At 63.3% G+C, this 19,857-nt stretch carries 13 protein-coding genes, 1 tRNA gene and 1 riboswitch; of the genes, 7 read left to right on the top strand and 7 right to left on the bottom strand.

Translation table 11 applies throughout. The features are described 5' to 3' along the window. Nucleotides 1–6: 6 nt before the first annotated feature. Nucleotides 7–2,778 carry a PEP/pyruvate-binding domain-containing protein gene (locus AC6CH8_RS08100; RefSeq protein WP_498189833.1) on the bottom strand — a complete coding sequence of 924 codons (2,772 nt, stop codon included), beginning with the start codon at nt 2,776–2,778 and terminating at the stop codon, nt 7–9. Nucleotides 2,779–2,797: 19 nt separating this feature from the next. Continuing rightward, nucleotides 2,798–3,835, bottom strand: coding sequence for a universal stress protein (locus AC6CH8_RS08095; RefSeq protein WP_498189831.1), 1,038 nt, complete (start codon nt 3,833–3,835; stop codon nt 2,798–2,800). Nucleotides 3,836–4,253: 418 nt separating this feature from the next. Here AC6CH8_RS08095 and AC6CH8_RS08090 point away from each other — a divergent pair, with 418 nt between their 5' ends. Beyond that, entirely contained in the window at nt 4,254–4,946 is a 693-nt protein-coding gene (locus AC6CH8_RS08090; protein ID WP_364307399.1) for an NAD(P)/FAD-dependent oxidoreductase, read from the top strand. 216 nt (nt 4,947–5,162) lie between these two features. Here AC6CH8_RS08090 and AC6CH8_RS08085 read toward each other — a convergent pair whose 3' ends face one another. Further along, entirely contained in the window at nt 5,163–5,957 is a 795-nt protein-coding gene (locus tag AC6CH8_RS08085; RefSeq protein WP_091464833.1) for an NlpC/P60 family protein, read from the bottom strand. Nucleotides 5,958–5,960: 3 nt separating this feature from the next. Then, a riboswitch (cyclic di-AMP (ydaO/yuaA leader) is annotated at nt 5,961–6,128 on the bottom strand. Nucleotides 6,129–6,302: 174 nt separating this feature from the next. After that, nucleotides 6,303–6,935 (bottom strand): copper resistance CopC family protein, encoded by a 633-nt coding sequence (locus AC6CH8_RS08080; protein ID WP_498189828.1) that lies wholly within the window; start codon nt 6,933–6,935, stop codon nt 6,303–6,305. A 114-nt stretch (nt 6,936–7,049) separates the two neighbouring features. Here AC6CH8_RS08080 and AC6CH8_RS08075 point away from each other — a divergent pair, with 114 nt between their 5' ends. From AC6CH8_RS08075 to AC6CH8_RS08050, 6 genes are all read left to right on the top strand, one after another. Continuing rightward, nucleotides 7,050–8,492: an NCS2 family permease gene (locus AC6CH8_RS08075; RefSeq protein ID WP_091464829.1), complete on the top strand. Its 1,443-nt coding sequence runs from the start codon at nt 7,050–7,052 to the stop codon at nt 8,490–8,492. Between the two features lie 156 nt (nt 8,493–8,648). Then, on the top strand, nt 8,649–9,596 hold the full coding sequence (gene hutG, locus AC6CH8_RS08070; RefSeq protein ID WP_498189826.1) for a formimidoylglutamase: 948 nt from the start codon (nt 8,649–8,651) through the stop codon (nt 9,594–9,596). Nucleotides 9,597–9,675: 79 nt separating this feature from the next. After that, on the top strand, nt 9,676–10,155 hold the full coding sequence (locus AC6CH8_RS08065; protein ID WP_498189824.1) for a hypothetical protein: 480 nt from the start codon (nt 9,676–9,678) through the stop codon (nt 10,153–10,155). A 220-nt stretch (nt 10,156–10,375) separates the two neighbouring features. Next, nucleotides 10,376–10,446 (top strand) — tRNA-Cys (locus AC6CH8_RS08060). Between the two features lie 159 nt (nt 10,447–10,605). Continuing rightward, the gene (locus tag AC6CH8_RS08055) at nt 10,606–15,507 is read left to right on the top strand and encodes an NAD-glutamate dehydrogenase (RefSeq protein ID WP_498189822.1); all 4,902 of its coding nucleotides are present in this window, start codon (nt 10,606–10,608) and stop codon (nt 15,505–15,507) included. A gap of 103 nt (nt 15,508–15,610) precedes the next feature. Further along, nucleotides 15,611–15,832, top strand: coding sequence for a hypothetical protein (locus AC6CH8_RS08050; RefSeq protein WP_017198995.1), 222 nt, complete (start codon nt 15,611–15,613; stop codon nt 15,830–15,832). Between the two features lie 187 nt (nt 15,833–16,019). On the opposite strand, the gene AC6CH8_RS08045 is transcribed toward AC6CH8_RS08050, so the two are convergent. From AC6CH8_RS08045 to hutU, 3 genes are all read right to left on the bottom strand, one after another. After that, nucleotides 16,020–16,268, bottom strand: a complete 249-nt coding sequence (locus AC6CH8_RS08045; protein ID WP_091464823.1) for a hypothetical protein — start codon at nt 16,266–16,268, stop codon at nt 16,020–16,022. 200 nt (nt 16,269–16,468) lie between these two features. Beyond that, nucleotides 16,469–18,061 (bottom strand): histidine ammonia-lyase, encoded by a 1,593-nt coding sequence (hutH, locus tag AC6CH8_RS08040; protein ID WP_498189820.1) that lies wholly within the window; start codon nt 18,059–18,061, stop codon nt 16,469–16,471. Between the two features lie 8 nt (nt 18,062–18,069). Continuing rightward, a complete protein-coding gene (gene hutU / locus AC6CH8_RS08035) occupies nt 18,070–19,851 on the bottom strand; it encodes a urocanate hydratase (RefSeq protein WP_498189818.1) in 1,782 nt (593 codons plus the stop codon). Nucleotides 19,852–19,857: the final 6 nt, after the last annotated feature.

Here is a 19,857-nt window from a genome sequence, read left to right as displayed (position 1 = left end):
ACCGTTTCACTGCCCGGAGTTTTCGGTGCTGACGGTCCCGGCAGCGCCGTCCACCGTGATGTGCTGGCCTGTGCTGATGCGCGATGTGGCGTCCGGGACGCCCACCACAGCAGGGATACCGTACTCACGGGCCACCACAGCACCGTGCGAGTTGGCTCCTCCCATCTCCATGACCAGCCCTCCCGCGGTCAGGAACAGGGGCGTCCAACCAGGGTCCGTTGACGGTGCCACGAGGATTTCTCCCGGTTCCAAGTGGGCGCCAACCGGATCCATGATGACGCGAGCGGGAGCAGATACAAGACCTGCCGACGCCGGACTGCCAGACAAAGTGCCGGGGCGCTGCTTGCCTTCGTTCCGGCCGGGCGTAGCCTCAGGTTCAGTCCCGTCTGACAACAACACCCTGGGAATGTGCCTCCGGCGGAGTTCCTGATTGTAAGCAGCACGACGTTCAGCAATGACCTCGTGGAGGCCCTCTCCTGCCAGGGCGATCTCGACGTCGTCGAGGTCCAGGAAGAAAACGTCCTCAGCCCGTTCGATGCGCTGTGCTGCCGCAAGCTCATTCCCGATCAGGAGCAACTGCTTCCTCGCAGCTGAAAGCCCCAGAACCAGGTTGTACTTGGGCAACTCCCGCAATCCGGCGAAGCGCCGTGTTCGGTCCAAAGCAAGTCTCACGATCACCGCGTGCAACGGACTCTTCAACCGGGCGCGGGCCACGAAACGCGCTACCTGTTCATCGGCGTCGAGGGCTGCTTGCTTGAACTGTTGGTCAGGCGCTGCGGCGTCGCCCGAGAGCCTCAGATAGTTGGCTATGACACCGAGGATGTGCGTTGGGTCATCGGACCAGCGGGGCATGCCAAGGTCGATCTCTGCAACCGCCCTATGTCCATATTTCCGCAGGAACCTCTCCAAGCCGGCCTGTGCAGCTGCCGGGAGCTGAGCTGCCCGATACTTTTGCACCAGCTCTGGCGGCGTTCGGCCAACCATGGAAGCAACGGCGTCCGGATCGTCACGAATCTCAGAGGCGAGCTGCCACAAAGCCAGGTCCATCTCAGTGGTGACGTTGTTAGGTAGGCCCCGGATTACTGTTTGCAGCTCGCTGTACGGCGCTTGGTCACCAAGAATCCGCCTCACCAGTGCCAACATCGCGAATCCGAGAGCAGGAAGGGGCAGCACCTGGGGAACCGTGGCGAAGACTTCCTCTCCCAGGATTCTCTGGACGTGGCCGAGCCGCTGGTGGGGTGTGGCTTCCGTGGGGACGGAGAAGGTGGTGGGTAACTCCGTGTTGAGCCGCTCCACACGCTGCATTGCTTTGCTTGGGCGGAACAGACCACGGAACAGTGACTCGGGGACACGGTACTTAGCCGCTACCGGAGCCACATGGCGGATCAGTTTCCTGGGTGTCTTGATGGTCACTGCGAAGCGCGAGTCGTCGAAGAGCCCACGCATAATGGATGCGGAGCGGGCTTCCATAACGTCAAAAACCCGTGGCACGATTGTCCGGCCCACCCGGCTTCGCAGCACCGCGCTGAAGTCGAAGAAGATTCGTTGTCCGGCCTCGTAGTAGGGAGGCGGACCTGACCGGGGATTGGGAACGTCGAAAGCCGCTGTCTGGGCGACGCTTGAGGCTATCAGCCGGATTCCGGCCAACCCCATGGGCGTCATGGGCCTGGTGAGGCCCTGAGCGAGACTGAAGTTCAGGAACGCGTGCTCGCCGGGAGCCGGGGGCGTGGGTGTGGTTTGCGGGTACAGCGTGGTGACGGGGCTCGCCTGCGTAAGCCACAACTTTCCGTCGTGGTCGATTGCCCACTCGGTGTCTTGCGGAGCGCGGTAATGCTCTTGGACCTCAAGGCCCAACTTGGCAAGCTCGAGGACCTGGCGATCATTGAGGCAGGGCTGAGGTTGCTCATTTCCGGGCTGGCCGGGGCGTTCCAAGCGTTCTGTGCCACCGCCGGGCCTGGCACGGATCTCCACTTGCCTATCGCCCACGGTCCTTTCCACAATGGCACCACGATGGGCGTCCACAACGTAATGATCCGGATTCACAGCACCAGAAACTACGGCCTCCCCCAAGCCCGGGCTGGCATCAATCACGGTTTCATAGCGATTCCCCGTCACCGGATTAGCCGTAAACATGACGCCCGCGGTGACGGCATTCACCATCTCCTGCACAACCACAGCGAGGGACACAGTTCCATGGTCAATCCCGTTGGTGGTCCGGTAGGTCACTGCACGACCTGTCCAGAGCGATGCCCAACAGCGGCTCACGGCATCAAGGACTGAGTCAATACCAACGACGTTCAGGAAAGTGTCCTGCTGTCCCGCGAAGCTGGCGAAAGGCAAGTCCTCTGCAGTGGCCGAAGACCGTACTGCGACAGGGACGTTGTCCCCCAATTCTTCGTACGCAGACCGGACGGCTTCGGCGATTCCATCGGGTACCCCGGCGTCCAGCACCAAGGACCGGGCGCGGGCGGCAAGCTCATTGAGCTGGTCCAAGCCGAAGGCGTCCGTCCCGGAGGCGCTGGCTTCAGCCAAAGCTGCAAAGACAACCTCCAGGCCAGCACCTGAGAGCGCCCGCCGGTATGCATCAGTTGTGAGGCAGAATCCGCCAGGCACGGGCAGGCCAGCGCTGGCCAGTTCGCCCAAGTTGGCTGCCTTGCCACCGACGCGGGGAAGCATGGTTCCCTGGATTTCGGCGATGTCCAGAACCAACTGCGGATCGGACGCGCCAAGCCCCTCGTCGTGTTCCTGCGACGGCTCCCCGGGCTGCTTCTTGTCCATGGACGTAACAGGCTCCGGCTTAGGCAGCGCCGAGCATCGGCCCAAACTTCTGACGGTCAGCAAGTCGCGGATCTTCACGGTCCGGGACAACCATTACCGGTCCCTTGGAGTGGTGCAGGACCCCGTCCGATGTAGAACCCAACAGCATCCCCGCGAAACCGCCACGGCCCCGTGTACCCAGAACCACCAGCTCGACGCTGCGGCTGGTTTCCACCAGAACATCAACCGGGGAACCGTCCCGGAGTTCCGTTTCCATGGGCAATGAAGGGAAGTGGCTTCTGAGCCAATCAGCCCCGGCGTCCAACTGGACTTTGATATCCGCAAACAAGGCATCCCGGTCCAAGGGTGCCGGAACCCATGCCAAGGAACCGCTGTACTGCGGCACAGCACAAATCACCCGGAGTTTGGCACCCATGCGCTGTGCCTGCTCGGCAGCTTCGAGCACGGCCACACGGGCCTGCTCGGAACCGTCCACGCCTACGGCAACTACGTTTTCCACAGTACGTGGGCCTGCCTTGGCATGTTCAGCCTTGATGTGTTTGTCCTCAGTGCTTTCACCAAGGCGGTCGGCACAGTAGAGCGGGACTGTCACCGTGGGGCATTTGGCGTGGGCGGGCAAGGCACTGCTGACCGAGCCAAGTAAACGTCCAACGAATCCACCGCGGCCCCGGCTGCCAAAAACAAGGAGGGCGGCCTCGCTGGAAAGATCCAACAGGACACCGGCGGCGTCGCCGTTCTCGACAGAAGCGTCGACGTCGATGGCATATCCGGACACCTTATCCAGGGCCTGCCGGACGATCGCATCCGCGCCCTCGCGAATCACGGAATCGTCGACCGTTGCGTAGCCGCCATCCAGCCCGGAGGCGGCGAAGATGGGCACGGAATATGCCGTGACGATATGCAAGGGAAGTTGCCGACGTTCGGCCTCCCGCGCGGCCCAAACCAAAGCACATTGACCATGCTCTGAACCGTCCACTCCCACCACGATGCCACCGGGTTCCACGGCTTGCTCCTGGCCGTCCTGTGGCTCTTCACTGTGTCTGCCGTGCTGGTCCATGGGGGCCTGCCTCTCCACCTACTGCTTGATGTTCCGGCTATTCTGCCAGAGGTTCTCCGCGTCGGATTCCCTCACTGTTTCATTGTCAATGGCCGGAGCAGGAGAAACCGGGAAATTTCTCCTCCCAAGGCCAACTATTCTCGGTCAGGAGTACCGAATCAAGGCGACATCGGGCTATGTGCATAACGGTCCGGGCTCGGTTCCCGGGCTCCCACATTGCGCTGCGGACGAACACACAAAACGCGCAGTCGCGGAGGCTATCCATGGCCGAAAAAGTTCGGTAGTGTTCGAGTCACCGAATGGCCGGCAAACGTGTTTCACACCACACACTCCGGCCATTTATTTGCGGCCGCTTGGGGAACTCGGACGCGATCCCACGCGATGCCGTAAGGCACACACGTCAAGGAGGAACCAAGCAGTGTCACTCACGCCTGATTCCGGCACGGAGCGCACCACCACCGTGGTCATCGGAGCCGGCCTGTCCGGCTTGGCAGTTGCCAGCGAGCTCAGCCGCTATGGCGTGGGCTCAATCGTCGTAGACGGGTTTGGTGCACTGTCCACCGCAGGGCCTTCTGTCCACACAGGCATGCTTCAACGCACCGAGGTGGCCGATCCTGCAGCCATGCAGGAGCGCAACGAAATCCTCCGACACCTGCGGAACTACGCCGCCAACCACCAACTGGACGTTCGCAACACCACCCGCGCCGTCCGCCTTGATTTCCTGGGGTCAGACCCCTCCCGGCAGATCGGGTACGGATTGGCGGCCAGCATGACCACGGCCGGTCTCAGAACAGGCCTCCACGTATCCGGCCCCCTCGAATCCACTCCACGCCAGTGGGCAGTCCACACAGCCAACGGCGTCCTCTTGGCAGACCACGTAGTAGTCACACGCTGCGCCCAAAGCCAGTTGCGGCGCATGCTCGCCGAACTTGGGATAGCCGTTGGCCAGAACTTCGCGGCCGCCATGCGGGCGGTAGGGATGCACCTGGTGGGCGTTGGGGACCTCATCACCCCGTCTCCCAAGGAAGTGCTGCGGCAAGCCAAGGCAGTGGGCCAAGCCATCTCCTCAAAGGTTGCTCTGCCCGCAGGTCCGGGCATCGCCCTCGCCTAGGGGCACTACACCTGGGCGCACCTCGCCTAGGGGCACTACGCCTAGGGGCCCACACGGGCCCCGCCGCCCACGCGACTATCGACCCGCCGTCGAACGTTCCTCGCTGAACAATCTCTCCCTGCTGAACATTAACAAACAGAACTTAACGCCAAAGGCCGGTACCTCCAAAGACATTAGTCTTTGAAGGCACCGGCCTTTGAACTGAAGCGTGAGGCTTTATGCGCCAGCGCGTACGTAGGTCAGGGGACCCGTTGCGGTCAACCAGCTGATCGGGTGGATACCCGTCTGGTTGCCGTTGATGCCACCGCTGATTGCCTGGCCGTTGCCGATGTAGATAGCAACGTGGCCGGACTGGACGATCATGTCACCGGGCTGGGGATCGCTAACGACCTTGCCGTAGTTCATGAACTGCATGGGACCGAGGTCGCCTACCGGGATGCCAGCGGAGCCGAGAGCCTTCTCGACCATGGCGGTGCAGTCCTGGAAGACGCCGATCTGTGCGTAAGCCGAGGCAACCATGGCTGCGTTGACGCCGCCAACGGCGGGAGCAGCAGCTACAGGAGCAGGGGCAGCCGGTGCGGCGGCCACAGGAGCAGCAACCGCAGCCTGGGCGGCGACGGGAGCTGTTGCAGCAGCAGTGGTGACGGCTGCCTTCTGGACCACAGGGGCCTCAACAACGGGAGCCGGCTTTTCGATGACCGGAGCTGCTACGGAAGCAACGGCCGGACGCTCGAAGTTGACGGTAGCCGTCGCCAGGGCGGTTACAACCTTGGTGGGTGCCTCGGAAACGGTCTCAGCGACCGTTGCGGGGCTGGAGTCGCGCTGAACCGGTGCCTCAGCTGCGTGAGCAGCAATGGAACCGGTCAAAACGAGGCCCGAGGCTGCTGCGATAACAGCTGCCTGGCGGCCAGCGCCGGAAGCGTTGCTGGCTACTGCCTTCGAGATGGAGATGAACGGATTAGGACGTACGCTGTCCGCCTTACGACGGCCGCGAAGAATGCGTGAAGACATGAAAGAGCCTCTCCCGATGCCTGCGAGGTTAGCTGTCGGATTCGGATGGGAGTCACCCGGCCACTATCCCCCGCTGTTCAGCGGAAGCTTCGTGACTTCACCCCAAGGCACGCTCGAAAGCGGCCTAAATTGGGTTCCCCGTCTCTGCCGTAGGTTTGTCTGCGAACGGATTCCGGACTGCGGCAGAGCTAGGCAATCAGGCCGGAAGTGCCCGCTACGTGGAACAGGCACAGGTACTACCGTACGCGATGATTCCTCCGAAGTCACATTTAAGTAACGGGAAGTGGGCTTCTGGCGTGTCGCAGTGTCCGTTTCGAGATATTCGCAGGTACGTAGAAAACCGCGTTATTCCGCGGAAGTATCGCCATCAGGGCTGTTGGAAGCTGCAAGTTTCTTCCGTGCGGTAACAGCAAGGTAAATAACGAGACCCACAGCAACAACAGCCAGCCCGACAATGCTCCAAGGGAAGGGTTGGGAGGCGTCAGCGGCAGGCTCGCTGCTGCCCGTTCCCGGCGCTGCGGTACCCGCCGTCGGTACTGCGGCTGACGGCGCCGACACCGACGGCGAGGCACCAACCGGGCCAGTCGCCGTCGTCGTGCTTCCCGCGGTGGCCGTGAACGTGAAGGTGCCCTCAATGGGGTGGGAATCCGAGCTGACTACACGCCATACCACGGTGTATTCACCAACTGGAGCGCCCTCGCGAAGCTTTTGGACAGCCTGGCTGTCAATGATTTCGACCGGACCGTCCGCCCAGTTCTCACCGCCGGACGTCACGGTGACGCCGGAACCAATCGCGAGCGGGCGGTTGTTGAACGTGATGGAGACCGACGCCGGGACTTCCGCCACGCTGGCACCGTTGGCTGGCGCGGTTGACTCGGCGACGTCGTGCGCGGACGCCGGAGCCGCGGAAAACAGCAAGGCGGACGCGAAAGCAAGGGCAGCGACGACGGCGGCCAGAAGCGGGCGGATGGTACGCATGGGGCGGTTTCTCCTAGTGTTGGCTTCCTTACAGACTAGGCGAATCGTTCAAAGGGCCCACACCGGACAACATAGGATTTGAGAGCAAACTCCCCTCGATCCCCGGAGACCTTCATGCTCAAACAAGGTTCTGCAATCGACCGCTACTTCAAAATCTCCGAACGTGGATCTACGTATTCGCGGGAAATCCGTGGCGGCTTCGCGACCTTCTTCGCCATGAGCTACATCGTGGTGCTGAACCCGCTGATCCTCTCCGGACCCGACTCGAGTGGCGCGTCGCTGGGCTTCACGGCCGTGGCAGCCACCACGGCGTTCGTTGCCGGCATCTTGACCATCCTCATGGGTGCGTGGGCCAAACATCCGTTTGCCGTGGCCACAGGCTTGGGCGTCAACGCCTTCGTGGCAGTCACGGTGGCTTCCCATCCCGGATTGACCTGGCCGGACATGATGGGGCTCGTGGTGCTGTCCGGCATCACCATGCTCATCCTGGTGCTGACCGGTTTCCGAACAGCCGTGTTCAAGGCGGTTCCGGAGGCCCTGAAGACGGCAATTGTTGTGGGCATCGGCCTCTTCATCGCACTCATTGGCCTGGTCAACGCCGGTTTCGTCCGCCGCATCCCTGATGCTGCCGGCACCACCGTTCCGTTGGGCCTGGGCGTGGACGGAAAGCTCATGGGCTGGCCGACACTCGTTTTCGCAGTGGGCTTGATCCTGACCATCGCCTTGGTGGTCCGAAAGGTCCGCGGCGCCATCCTGATTGGCATCGTGGTCTCCACGGCGCTGGCCGCCATCCTCGAATTCACGCTGCACATCGGCCCAAGCTTTGACGGAACCAACGTCAACCCCCGCGGCTGGTCATTGGTGGCCCCCACTCTCACCGAATGGGGCGCCCCGGATCTGTCCCTCATCGGCAAGGCCAACCCTTTCGGTGCTTTTGAACACCTCGGCTTCATCGCGGCGGCTTTGCTGGCATTCGTGATCCTCCTGAGCATCTTCTTCGACGCCATGGGCACCATGGTTGGGCTGGCCAACGAGGCCGGAACCGTGGACAAAGACGGCAACATCCCCAACGTTGACCGCGTCCTTCAGGTTGACGCCCTCGGTGCAATCGTGGGCGGCGGAGCCTCCGTTTCCTCCAACCAGATTTTCGTCGAGTCCGGCGCCGGTATTGGAGAAGGTGCCCGAACCGGTCTCGCCTCGATCGTCACCGGTGTCCTCTTCCTGGTGGCCATGTTCTTCACGCCGCTCATCAACCTGGTGCCGTTCGAGGCCGTGGCTCCCGCCCTGGTGGTTGTGGGCTTCATGATGGTCTCCCAGGTAGGCAAGATCGATTGGCAGGACTGGGGCGTCGGAATTCCCGCGTTCCTGACCATCGCCCTCATGCCGTTCACCTATTCAATTGCCAACGGCCTCGGCGCCGGCTTCATCTCCTACGTCCTGATCCGCACGTTCCAGGGCCGGGCCCGCGAAGTCCACCCCTTGATGTGGGCTGTGGCAGCCGCGTTCCTGCTGTTCTTCGGCATCGGAACTGTGGAGGAGTTGTTGGGCGTCAAGTAGGTCCTCGCCGAGATGGCATTTGATGACGGTGTTTGGCGCCAACATGGGTGTTAAATGCCATCTCGCGGCGTCTACGGGGAGCGTGAGTCCGGGGTTTCAGACACTCCCGCGACGGAATGGCTGGTTTTGGGTTCCCATGTCCGGTGTGCTTGAAGCATGGAAACCAGCCCCTTCACCGTAGATGTCGCGCCTGCCCCCTGGACGGGTCGTTTTGATGGCGATGGCGATGAACACCGGCGGTGGTGGCAAGCCGTAGCACCCCACGAGACGTCTACCTCCGAAGCAGCCTCGCGTCCCGCCGTCGTGCTTGGTTTCTGCAGCGACGCCGGCGTCCTCCGAAACCAGGGGCGCATTGGCGCTGCTGCCGCTCCCGCCGCCATCCGCTCTGCGTTGGGGCCGCTGGCGTTCCACCTTGATCGTGACGTTTTCGACGCCGGTGATGTGGTTGTGGAGGACGACTCACTGGAGGCGGGCCAAGAGCGCGCCGGACGCGCCATCTCAGGACTGCTCGACGCCGGCAATCTCACCGTGGTGCTGGGCGGGGGCCACGAGACCGCCTTCGCCAGCTACTTGGGCGTGGCCGGTTCTGCAGCAGTTCGCGGCAAGCGACTGGGTGTCCTGAACCTGGACGCCCACTTTGACCTGCGGGATGAACCGACGCCGAGCTCAGGGACGCCCTTCCTGCAGATGGCCCACGCGGAAGCCGCCGCGGGGCGTGAACTTCACTACGCCGTCGTCGGCATCTCGGAGCCCAACAACACGCGGACGCTCTTCAACACGGCCCGGCGCTTGGGCGTGAAGTACCTGCTGGATGAGCAGTGCACTCCGGAAGCCGTGGAGGTCTTTGTTGCCGACTTCCTGGCCGGCGTGGACGTGTTGTACCTGACCATCGATCTGGACGTGATGCCGGCGTCGGTGGCACCCGGGGTGAGCGCGCCCGCCGCATACGGTGTGCCGCTGCCGGTGATCAGTGCGATTTGCAGGCAAGTTGCTGCCAGCGGAAAGCTGCTGCACCTGGACGTGGCAGAGCTGAATCCGGAGTTCGACATTGATTCCCGGACCGCGAAGGTTGCCGCGCGGCTGATCAACACGCTCCTGGCGTAGACGGGTTTGGGCGGACATTTGGAAGGCCCTGTTCATGGACACGTTCCTCCACATAGCCTGTGTGGAGGAAAGGACGGCGATGCGCACACCTCTTGTGCAGGAGAAGTGGGCTTGGGTTGCAGGGCTGGCCGCGGTGGCCCTTGGATTGGCCGCGCACATGCTGGCTGGCGGCAGCATTCCCGCCGTTCCAGTCCTTCTGGGCTTCGCCGCACTGTCCTGCCTGGCGGCCCAACTCGTTGCCCGCTGGGTGCACGGACCCCTGCTGTTGCTGCTGCTGTCCGGCCTTGCCCAGCAGTTGCTGCACCTGGGTTTTGACGCCTTTGGCGGGTACTTTCCCGGTAACGGGTTCCTGGACCACTTGCACGGCGGCCCGGTCTTGGGGGACGCGCCGGCAGGGGCAGCAGCCAGTGGTGGCTCCGTTCACCTCCTGCTCTACACGCACACGGCCGCGGCCATCCTCACACTCTTGGTCGCAGCCGGAGTCACGAAGCTGGCCGACATGAGTGCCAAGCGCCGCGTTGGCGCGGATCCCGCGCTTATCCGCGAATCCCACCCTTGAACGTGTCGCTCAACGAACAAGCCGCTGATCCGCTGGCGCAGGGGCGCAGGGGCACAGGGGCGCCGGGGCACAGATCCGCCGTCATTGGAGGCAACGCGGCGCAACCTTCCCGTAGCCCGCCGACACCACCCAGTAGCTCAGAGAAACCCTGCGTAGCCCTGCGAAAGCCTGGGAAATGAACTTTGATCCCGCCGCATCCCGGCGCCTAGTGTCGTTTGCACGTGGTGTACCCGAGAGGCCAGGGAGCTGCCTGCAAAGCAGCGCACGCGGGTTCGAATCCCGCCACCACGTCTTGGGGGCGCAAACCTCCCCGCGAGGTGGCACTTAATGCCAATGTTTCCCTCAAACATTGGCTTTAAATGCCACCTCGCGGGAGCATGAAGTGAGGCGCAGGGACTTCGCCGGGCCGCAACGCACGGCCTCTCCTTTGCGCAGCGGAGGCGCACGGAAATGTCACCCAGGGTGGAGCCGGCGGACGGATTCCTGACCGACTACTACGAGCACGTTTCAGAGGACGACGTCCGCTATTACACCCCCGAAACGCTGCTGGAACGTGCCCGCTACCACCGAACTTTGGCCGAACGGCGCGAACCGGGGCAAGCCGTGATCGGGGTCTTGAACGAGTCCGATGCCAGCGTTGTTGCGATCGTCGCCGATGACATGCCCTATCTTCTCCCCTCCGTCACCGCGGAGATCGCCAGGGACACCGCTTCCATCCGGCTCCTGGTCCATCCAACCTTCAGCGTCGAGCGCGACCCCGTCACGCACCGCCTGACCGACATCCACAGGGCACCGCACCGCACGGCACTGCCCACCGGCGTCGAACCTTCCAATACCGGCGCCCCGGCCGGGCCGGCCACCCAACAGCATCACGACGGCGGACTGCTCACCGAGGCGTGGATGGCGATCGAGATCCCACGGCTCCCGGATGAGGCGGCGGCGGAGCTCCTTGTCGGGCGGCTACGGGGAGTCCTGCGGGATGTTCGGTCCGCGGCAGAGGACACCGAAGCAATCCACCAGGAACTCGCAAGGCTCGTCAGGGCATTGGGCGAACTTGCACCATCAGACGCCGAAGCCAAGGAAGCCCAGGAGCTGCTGGCGTGGCTGGGTGAGGGGAACTTTGTCTTCCTCGGGTACCGCGGGCAGCATGGGCTTGGCTTGCTGCGGGAACCAAGAGAAGATCCCTACAGAGGCTTTCCAGAGGCGGAGTCCCGCCTCCTCACGCTCACCAAGTCCACGCAGCGCTCGACGGTCCTGCGCCGGGCGTACCTCGACGAAATAAGCATCGCCACGAACGGGATAGAAACGACCGGTACAGAAACGGGCGGCGAGCATACGTTTGTGGGTCTCTTCTCCCCCAGCTCCACGTCCCACTCAGCCTTGGAGATTCCGGTCATCCGCGACACCGTGAACGACGTTTTGCAGGCCTTTGGCTACCCGCCAAGCTCGCATCACGGCAAGGAGCTCCTGGCTGTCATGGAGTCGTATCCGCGGGACGAACTTTTCCACATTGACGCAGAGCAGTTGGCTGCCCATGCCCGCGAGATCCTGCGCTTGCAGGAACGCCATAGCACACGGCTGTTCCTGCGCCCGGACTCCTATGGACGGTTCATGACAGCGCTCGTTTTCCTCCCGCGCCGCCGGTACAGCACCGCCGTCAGGCTCAACATTGAACGTGAATTGCGCGAGGCCTTCGGTTCGGACTCCATCGAGTTTGAGCTCCGTTTGGGCGAATCCGCCATGGCCAGGGTGTTCTTCCGCGTGCTGTTACCGCAGGCGGCGTCGGCGCATCAGGGGACTCCCGGCGTCGTCAATGCTTTGGTCCTGGAGCCGCGGATCATCGCCGCCACCAGGACCTGGGCGCAGGGCCTCGCCGAGGCGCTGCAGGCGCGATACCCGTCCGATGAAGCGGCCCTGCTCTCCCGACGGTGGGCTGCCGCGTTCCCTGCCAGCTACAAGGCCGATTACGAGGTGGAAGACGCTGTTGAGGACATCTCGAAGTTCGAGAGCTTCCCGACCGAACCAAGCGAAGAAAGCGACCCGCTGCTGACGGTCTACAAGCGTCCCGGCACTGCCGTCCTCACGGAGGATGCCCGCATCCGTCTGTATCTGACCCGGCCACAGAGTCTCACCCAGATCCTGCCGTTCTTCCATAATCTTGGCTTGAAGGTCCTGGACCAACGGCCCTTCGACGTGCAGCGTGAGGACGGCCGGCAGTTCTTCCTCTACGACCTGGGGCTCAAGTACCCGCGCGGAGTGGACCCGTTGGCCACCGGGGATCTGTTGGCCAGTTCGTTCTGCGCCGCTATGCGGGGGGACGCCGAGTCGGACGCCTTTGATGCCCTGGTCATCAGGGAAGGCATCGACTGGCGGAGGGTGGCTATCCTGCGTGCGTATGCAAAGTACCTGCGGCAGCTGGGGAGCACTAACTCTTACGGCTTCATCGCAGACACCCTCCGGGCAAACACGAAGGCAACACATGCGCTGCTGGAGCTCTTCGAGGCGAAGTTCAACCCGGACAACTACGCGCCGGACCTGTTTGATCCCGAACTCATCAGCCACCCGCACCAGACTGACGGCGACGTTTTCGAGGAAGGCAGCAGCGAACTGAGCCATCGGACGCAGGCCATCCACGCAGCCCGAACCAAACTGGCAGAAGCGATTGACGCTATCCCTGTCCTGGACGCCGACCGCCTCCTCCGGACACTTTCCAGCCTGGTGGAAGCCACACTGCGCACCAATTTCTACCTGGATAAACCGTACGTCAGCTTCAAACTCAATCCGTCCAGCATTGCGGCTGCCCCGGCGCCCCGGCCAAGGTTCGAAATCTGGGTCTACTCACCACGGGTTGAAGGGGTCCACTTGCGCTTCGGACCGATAGCCCGCGGTGGACTCCGATGGTCGGACAGGCGCGAAGACTTCCGCACGGAAATCCTTGGGCTGGTGAAGGCGCAGACAGTCAAGAACGCCGTGATTGTTCCCACGGGCGCCAAGGGCGGTTTCTTTCCCAAGCGGCTCCCCGATCCGATGGAGGACCGCGCGGCCTGGCTCGCTGAGGGCCAGGAAAGCTACCGGACTTTCATACGAGGGCTGCTGGACGTGACGGACAACCTGGTGCCGGATCCCGACGGCGGCGCCAACGGTCGCGTCGAGACGCCGCCGCGCGTGGTGCGGCACGACGGCGACGACTACTACCTTGTTGTCGCTGCGGATAAGGGAACAGCCGCCTTCTCGGACCTCGCCAATGCCATTGCCGTGGAGTACGGTTTTTGGCTTGGGGACGCCTTCGCTTCCGGTGGATCGGTGGGGTACGACCACAAACAGATGGGCATCACGGCCCGCGGCGCCTGGGTATCCGTGCGGCACCATTTCAGCGAACTGATGATCGATTCCCGGGCCGAGGACTTCACCGTGGTGGGCATCGGGGATATGAGCGGCGATGTCTTCGGCAATGGCATGCTCCTCTCCAACCACATCAAGCTGGTAGCCGCGTTCGATCACCGGCACATCTTCCTGGACCCCAGACCAGATCCCATGGTGTCCTACGCAGAGCGGGAACGCCTCTTCAAACTGCCCCGTTCCAGCTGGGCAGACTACGATCGCACCAAACTGAGCCACGGCGGCGGGGTCTTCGCGCGCACGGACAAGTCCATCCGGATCACTGAAGAGGTCAGACTCGCCCTGGGTTTGGAAGAGGGCCCCGGATTGACGGAGAACGCGGATCCAGAGGGGCAGTTGGCCCTTAGCCCGCCGGAGCTTCTGAGGGCGATCCTCATGGCGCCGATTGACCTCCTGTACAACGGCGGAATCGGCACCTACGTCAAGGCGTCCACGGAGTCCCATGCCGACGTCGGGGATAAAGCGAACGATGCCATCCGCGTCGATGGCAACCAGCTCCGGACCCACATCATCGCCGAAGGCGGCAACCTCGGCGTCACGCAGCGCGGCAGGATCGAGGCTGCGCTGGCTGGCGTCCTGGTGAACACTGACGCGATCGACAACTCTGCGGGCGTGGATTGCTCCGACCACGAGGTGAACATCAAGATCTTCCTGGACCGCATGATCGCCGCGGGCAGGATGTCCGCGGCGGAACGGCCGGCGTTCCTTCATTCCCTGCAGGCCGAAGTCGGCCGGCTGGTGCTCAGGACCAACGATGACCAAAACGCCCTGCTCCTCAATGACAAGCAATTAGCCGTCGAATGGAGCCCCAGCTTCGAAAGGACCATGGACTGGCTGGAGTCCGTCACGGACCTGGACCGGGGATTGGAGTTTCTCCCGAGCAACGAGGAACTGCAGGCCCGCGTCCTCACGGGCAAGGGATTAACCACTCCCGAACTTGCGGTGCTGGCCGCCTACGCCAAGATCGAGCTCGCCCGCGAGCTCACTGAGGGCGGCCTCGCCGACGATCCCTGGTTCTCGCAGACACTCCGCGACTACTTCCCCCAACAGGTTTCGGAACGGTTCGGCGAGCATCTCTCCACGCATCCGCTCCGCCGGGAAATCGTAGCCACAGTGTTGGCCAACGACATGATCAATATGGGTGGCATCGCCTTCGCTTTCCGGGCAATGGAAGAGACCACCGTGTCAGCGGCGGCCGTAGCGCGCGCCTTCGTGGTGATGCGGAAAATCTGGGATCTGGATTCCGTCACGCAGGCCATCGCCCAACTGCCGGCCAGCACACCCAGCGAGCATGGCTCCGCCGTCGCGCTGGACATGCGCCGGCTGCTTGACCGCTCCGTGCGGTGGTACGTGACCCACGATTTCCGCGATAAACCCATTGCCGACGCCCTGGAACGACTGGAACATCCGATGTCCTTGATGCGGGGCAGCTTCACCGGGCTCCTCCACGGTATCAACCTTGCGCATTCCCTGAAGCGCCTTGCGCACACGGACGCCGTGGGGTTGCCCCGCCCTTTGGGGATCCGCGCTTCAGAACTCCTGGTCAGCTATGGCTTGCTGGACATCTCGGCTATTGCCGAGGAGCTTCAGGAACCGGCGGAAGCGGTGGCAGAGGTGTACTTCGCTGTCTTCGAGCGGATTTCCGCCATCCCTTTGCTGGAACACATCACCATGCTCCCGCGCGATACCCACTGGGAGTCGTTGGCGAGAGCCGCGTTGAGGGACGACATGTATCTGGTGCTGGCCGATATGACCAAAGCCGTGGTCCGGCACACGCCGCGCACCCCGGCTGCGGCTGACCCCGTGGAAAGGATCATGGATTGGGAGCACGGAAACATCGAACAACTGGCGCGCATCCAAGAGACCATCCAGGAGGCTATCAAGCCAGGTCCGGTGGATATTGCCGCGCTTTCGGTGGCAGTAAAACTACTCCGCGCCATGGTTCGCAGATGAGACCCGGATCACTGAGCTGCCGGTCATCTTACAAATACTTGACGCTCACACTCTATGATTGATGGGTCGCCCTCGCATGCGGCAAGTAATAGGAGGCCCCCAAATGACCCCTGCAATGATTGCAGAACGCGAAATTCGTTTGTCTTTTTCCAAGGCAGACGAGATCCACGACGGACTCGACCGCGCCGTGGATGCCCTGATCGAAAACGCAGCAGCGGACGCTAACTGCGGCATTCTGGTGACCCGGCACGAACCCGGCACCTACACAGTGGCTCTGGACGAATCCGTTCCCTTCGGTCAGACCCGCGAAGTACTCGCTGCCTGATTGCCGCCCCTGACGGCACTCACGGCAACGAACAAAAAACCGGGGCCCGTCCCCTTTCCGCATCTACTACCCGCGGAAAGGGAACGAGCCCCGGTTTCTGTTTTAACAACTATCCCCACCCAAGTAGGTCGCATTTAAGCGCGTTTTGAGCGTCCAAAACGCGCTTAACTGCGACTCAGTTGGGTGCCTACCCCCGGCGGAGAGTCACGCCGTCGGACTTCATGAAGAGTTCCTTGCCCTCTTCGGTAACACCCGACCCCGCGTGCTCAAGCCATACAACGTTCCCGCTTCCGGAAACTTCCTCGACCCGGCCAGCGGCGATCACGTGGGCGTATTTGACCACTTCCACCCGCTCGCCAACTTTCAGCGTCTTCCAGTCGGTAACCGTAGCCGTGTGAGCGCTTCGCCTGGACAGGACTGCTCCGCGTGCCTTCATTGAACTTCTACCCCTTTGTGGATGTTCTCTGTTGTGTATTGAGTTGTGTGAAACGGTTGACCGTCAGGCCCACGACATCGTTGGCGTGGACGTGACGTACACCATAAGTTTTACTACATTTGCCACGCCCCGGTGCTTGCGTTGCGAACAAAGACCGGGGCGTGACAAATATGCCCATCAAATGAGCGTTTTATTCGACGTCAGGCCAAAATCCCGACGGCGGATTCGGCGGCCGCGCGGACCGCGCCGGAGCCAACCAAACGGTCAGCTGCTTCCAGTTCCGGCGACAGGAACCGGTCGGTGCCCGGGCCTTGGACCACTTCACGAAGCACTTCAAGCACGGCCGTACCGGCGGGACCCGGGGTGAGTTCGCCGTCGGACATTTGCGTCCGCATGTCAATGGCGCGGGCGCTGGTGACAAGCTCGACGGCGAGCACGCGGCGGAGGTTCTCCACCGCCTTGCGCAGCTTCCGGGCAGCGTGCCAGCCCATGGAGACGTGGTCTTCCTGCATTGCGGAGCTCGGGATTGAGTCCACGGATGCCGGAACGGCGAGGCGCTTGTTGTCCGAAACCAGGCCTGCCTGCGTGTACTGGGCGATCATTAGGCCGGAATCGACGCCGGGGTCTCCGGCGAGGAAAGCCGGAAGTCCGTGCGAGCGGGCCGGATCAAGCATGCGGTCCGTGCGGCGCTCGGCGATGGAGCTGAGGTCCGCCACAGCGATGGCCAGGAAGTCCAGGACGTAGGCCACGGGAGCTCCGTGGAAGTTGCCGTTGGACGTGACGCGGCCGTCGGGCAGGACCACCGGGTTGTCGATCGCTGCAGCGAGTTCGCGGGAAGCCACCAGTGCGGCGTGGTCCACGGTGTCGCGGACAGCCCCGGCAACCTGCGGGGCACAACGCAGCGAGTAGGCGTCCTGCACTTTGGTGTCGTTGATCCGGTGGGACGCGACGATGGGCGAATTGGACAGCACGCGCAGCATGTTGTCAGCGCTGGCAGCCTGGCCCGGGTGGGGACGCAGTGCTGCGTGGAGCTCCGGGAGGAATACCTGGTCAGTGCCGAGCAATGCCTCGACGCTCAGCGCTGCGGTGACATCCGCCGTCGCAAGCAGCAATCGGATGTCGGCAATGGCCATCAGGAGCATGCCGAGCATGCCTTCGGTGCCGTTGACGAGGGCCAGGCCCTCCTTCTCAGCGAGGGTAACCGGCTCGATGCCGTGCTGCGCGAGCAGCTCAGCGACAGGCGGCTTGCCAGCGATTCCGTAGAGTTCGCCGTCGGGACCCGTTGCTTCGCCTTCGCCCATGAGGACCAGCGCGCAATGGGACAGCGGCGCGAGGTCGCCGGAGCAACCCAGCGAACCGAACTCGCGGACCAGCGGGGTGATGCCGGCGTTGAGGACGTCCACCATGGTCTGCAGGACCACCGGCCGGACGCCTGTGCGGCCGGAGGCGAGGGTCTTGGCGCGGAGGAACATGATGCCGCGGACCACTTCACGTTCCACGGCCGGGCCCATGCCGGCGGCATGGCTGCGGATCAACGACTTCTGCAGCTGCGTGCGGAGATCGTTGGGGATGTGGCGGTTGGCCAGGGCACCGAAGCCCGTGGAGATGCCGTACGCCGGGACATCGCTGGTAGCGAGCTCGTCAATGTGGGCGCGGACCTTGGCCACGTTGACCAGGGCGTCTTGGGAAATGGTCACCTTGGCGTCGTGGCGGGCGACGGCGACGACGTCTTCCGGGGTGACGCCGCTGGAGCCGAGGGTGACGGTGAGCTGTTCGTGGGTTGTGGTAGTCACTTTGTAGCCTACTTCTCTGGGGCCACGCGAGCAGGGTTCCCTGACCGAGCTTGCGAGGTTAGGGTGCTCGGGGGGATGGGGATGCGGACGCCGCGTTCGTTGGCGACCTCGACGGCGCGGTCGTAGCCGGCGTCGACGTGGCGGATGACGCCCATGCCGGGATCGTTGGTCAGGAGCCGTTCGAGCTTTTCCGCGGCCAGGTCCGTGCCGTCAGCAACAGAGACCTGACCGGCGTGCAGCGACCGGCCGATACCGACACCGCCACCGTGATGGATCGACACCCAGGTAGCACCCGAAGAGGTGTTGATCAGGGCGTTCAGCAACGGCCAGTCAGCAACCGCGTCCGAACCATCGGCCATGGACTCGGTCTCCCGGTACGGAGACGCCACCGAGCCCGAATCCAGGTGGTCACGGCCGATCACGATCGGGGCCTTGACCTTGCCCTCCTTCACGAGCTGGTTGAACAACAACCCGGCCTTGGCTCGTTCGCCGTACCCAAGCCAGCAAATACGTGCCGGCAAGCCCTCGAACTCCACCCGGTCCGCAGCAGCATCCAACCACTTGTGCAGGTGCTTGTTCTCCGGGAAGAGTTCCTTGATGGCTTTGTCCGTGACGGCGATGTCTTCCGGGTCCCCGGAGAGCGCGACCCAGCGGAACGGGCCCAGGCCCTCGCAGAACAACGGACGAATATACGCCGGGACGAAACCGGGGAACTCAAACGCCCGCTCGTACCCGCCCGTGCGTGCCTCGTCACGGATCGAGTTGCCGTAATCGAACACCTCAGCACCGGCGTCCTGGAACTCCACCATCGCCTGGACCTGCCGTGCCATCGACGCCTGGGCCTTCTTGGTGAACCCTTCCGGATCCGCCCCGGCCTCAACATGCCACTCCGCCACGGTAATACCCTCCGGAAGGTAGGACAGGGGATCATGGGCACTGGTCTGGTCCGTGACCACATCAAAGGTCACCTCCCCGGCCTTATGCCGGGCCAGCAGTTCCGGGAACACCTCGGCGGCGTTGCCCACATACCCCACCGACCAGCCGCGGCGCTCGTCCTTCGCGGCTTGGACCTTCTTGATCGCAGCATCCAGATCCGTTTCGACCTCGTCCAGGTACCGCTTCCCGGCCCGGCGACGCAGGCGGGACTCATCCACGTCCACGATCAGGCACGCGCCGTCGTTCAGGGTCACCGCGAGCGGCTGGGCGCCACCCATGCCACCACACCCACCCGTCAACGTCAGCGTCCCGGCCAACGGGCCCTCCGTGGAACCCTCAACTGCCGGGGCCGGGTGACGGCCCTCCGCGGCCAGCTTGTTCCCCACCGCGGCGAAGGTTTCATACGTGCCCTGCAGGATGCCCTGCGTGCCGATATAAATCCACGACCCGGCCGTCATCTGCCCATACATCATCAGGCCCTCGGCCTCGAGACGGCGGAACTCAGGCCACGTCGCCCAATCCCCCACCAGGTTCGAGTTCGCCAACAACACCCGCGGAGCCCACTCATGAGTACGGAACACACCCACCGGCTTGCCCGACTGCACCAGGAGCGTTTCGTCCTTCTCCATCGTCTCCAGGGTCCGGGTGATCGCATCGAACGCAGCCCACGAACGGACCGCGCGGCCCGTGCCGCCGTAAACCACCAGATCATCCGGACGCTCAGCAACCTCCGGATCCAGGTTATTCATCAACATGCGCAACGGCGCCTCGGTCTGCCACGACTTGGCAGTAAGCTCAGTACCCCGCGCGGCCTTAACCGGACGGGCACCAGTAGTGAAATCGGCGGGTGCCATGGTGAC

The organism is Paenarthrobacter sp. GQ52 (assembly GCF_059759005.1).
Note: the sequence above shows the minus strand (reverse complement) of the source record. Positions and strands in the feature narration are given on the sequence as shown.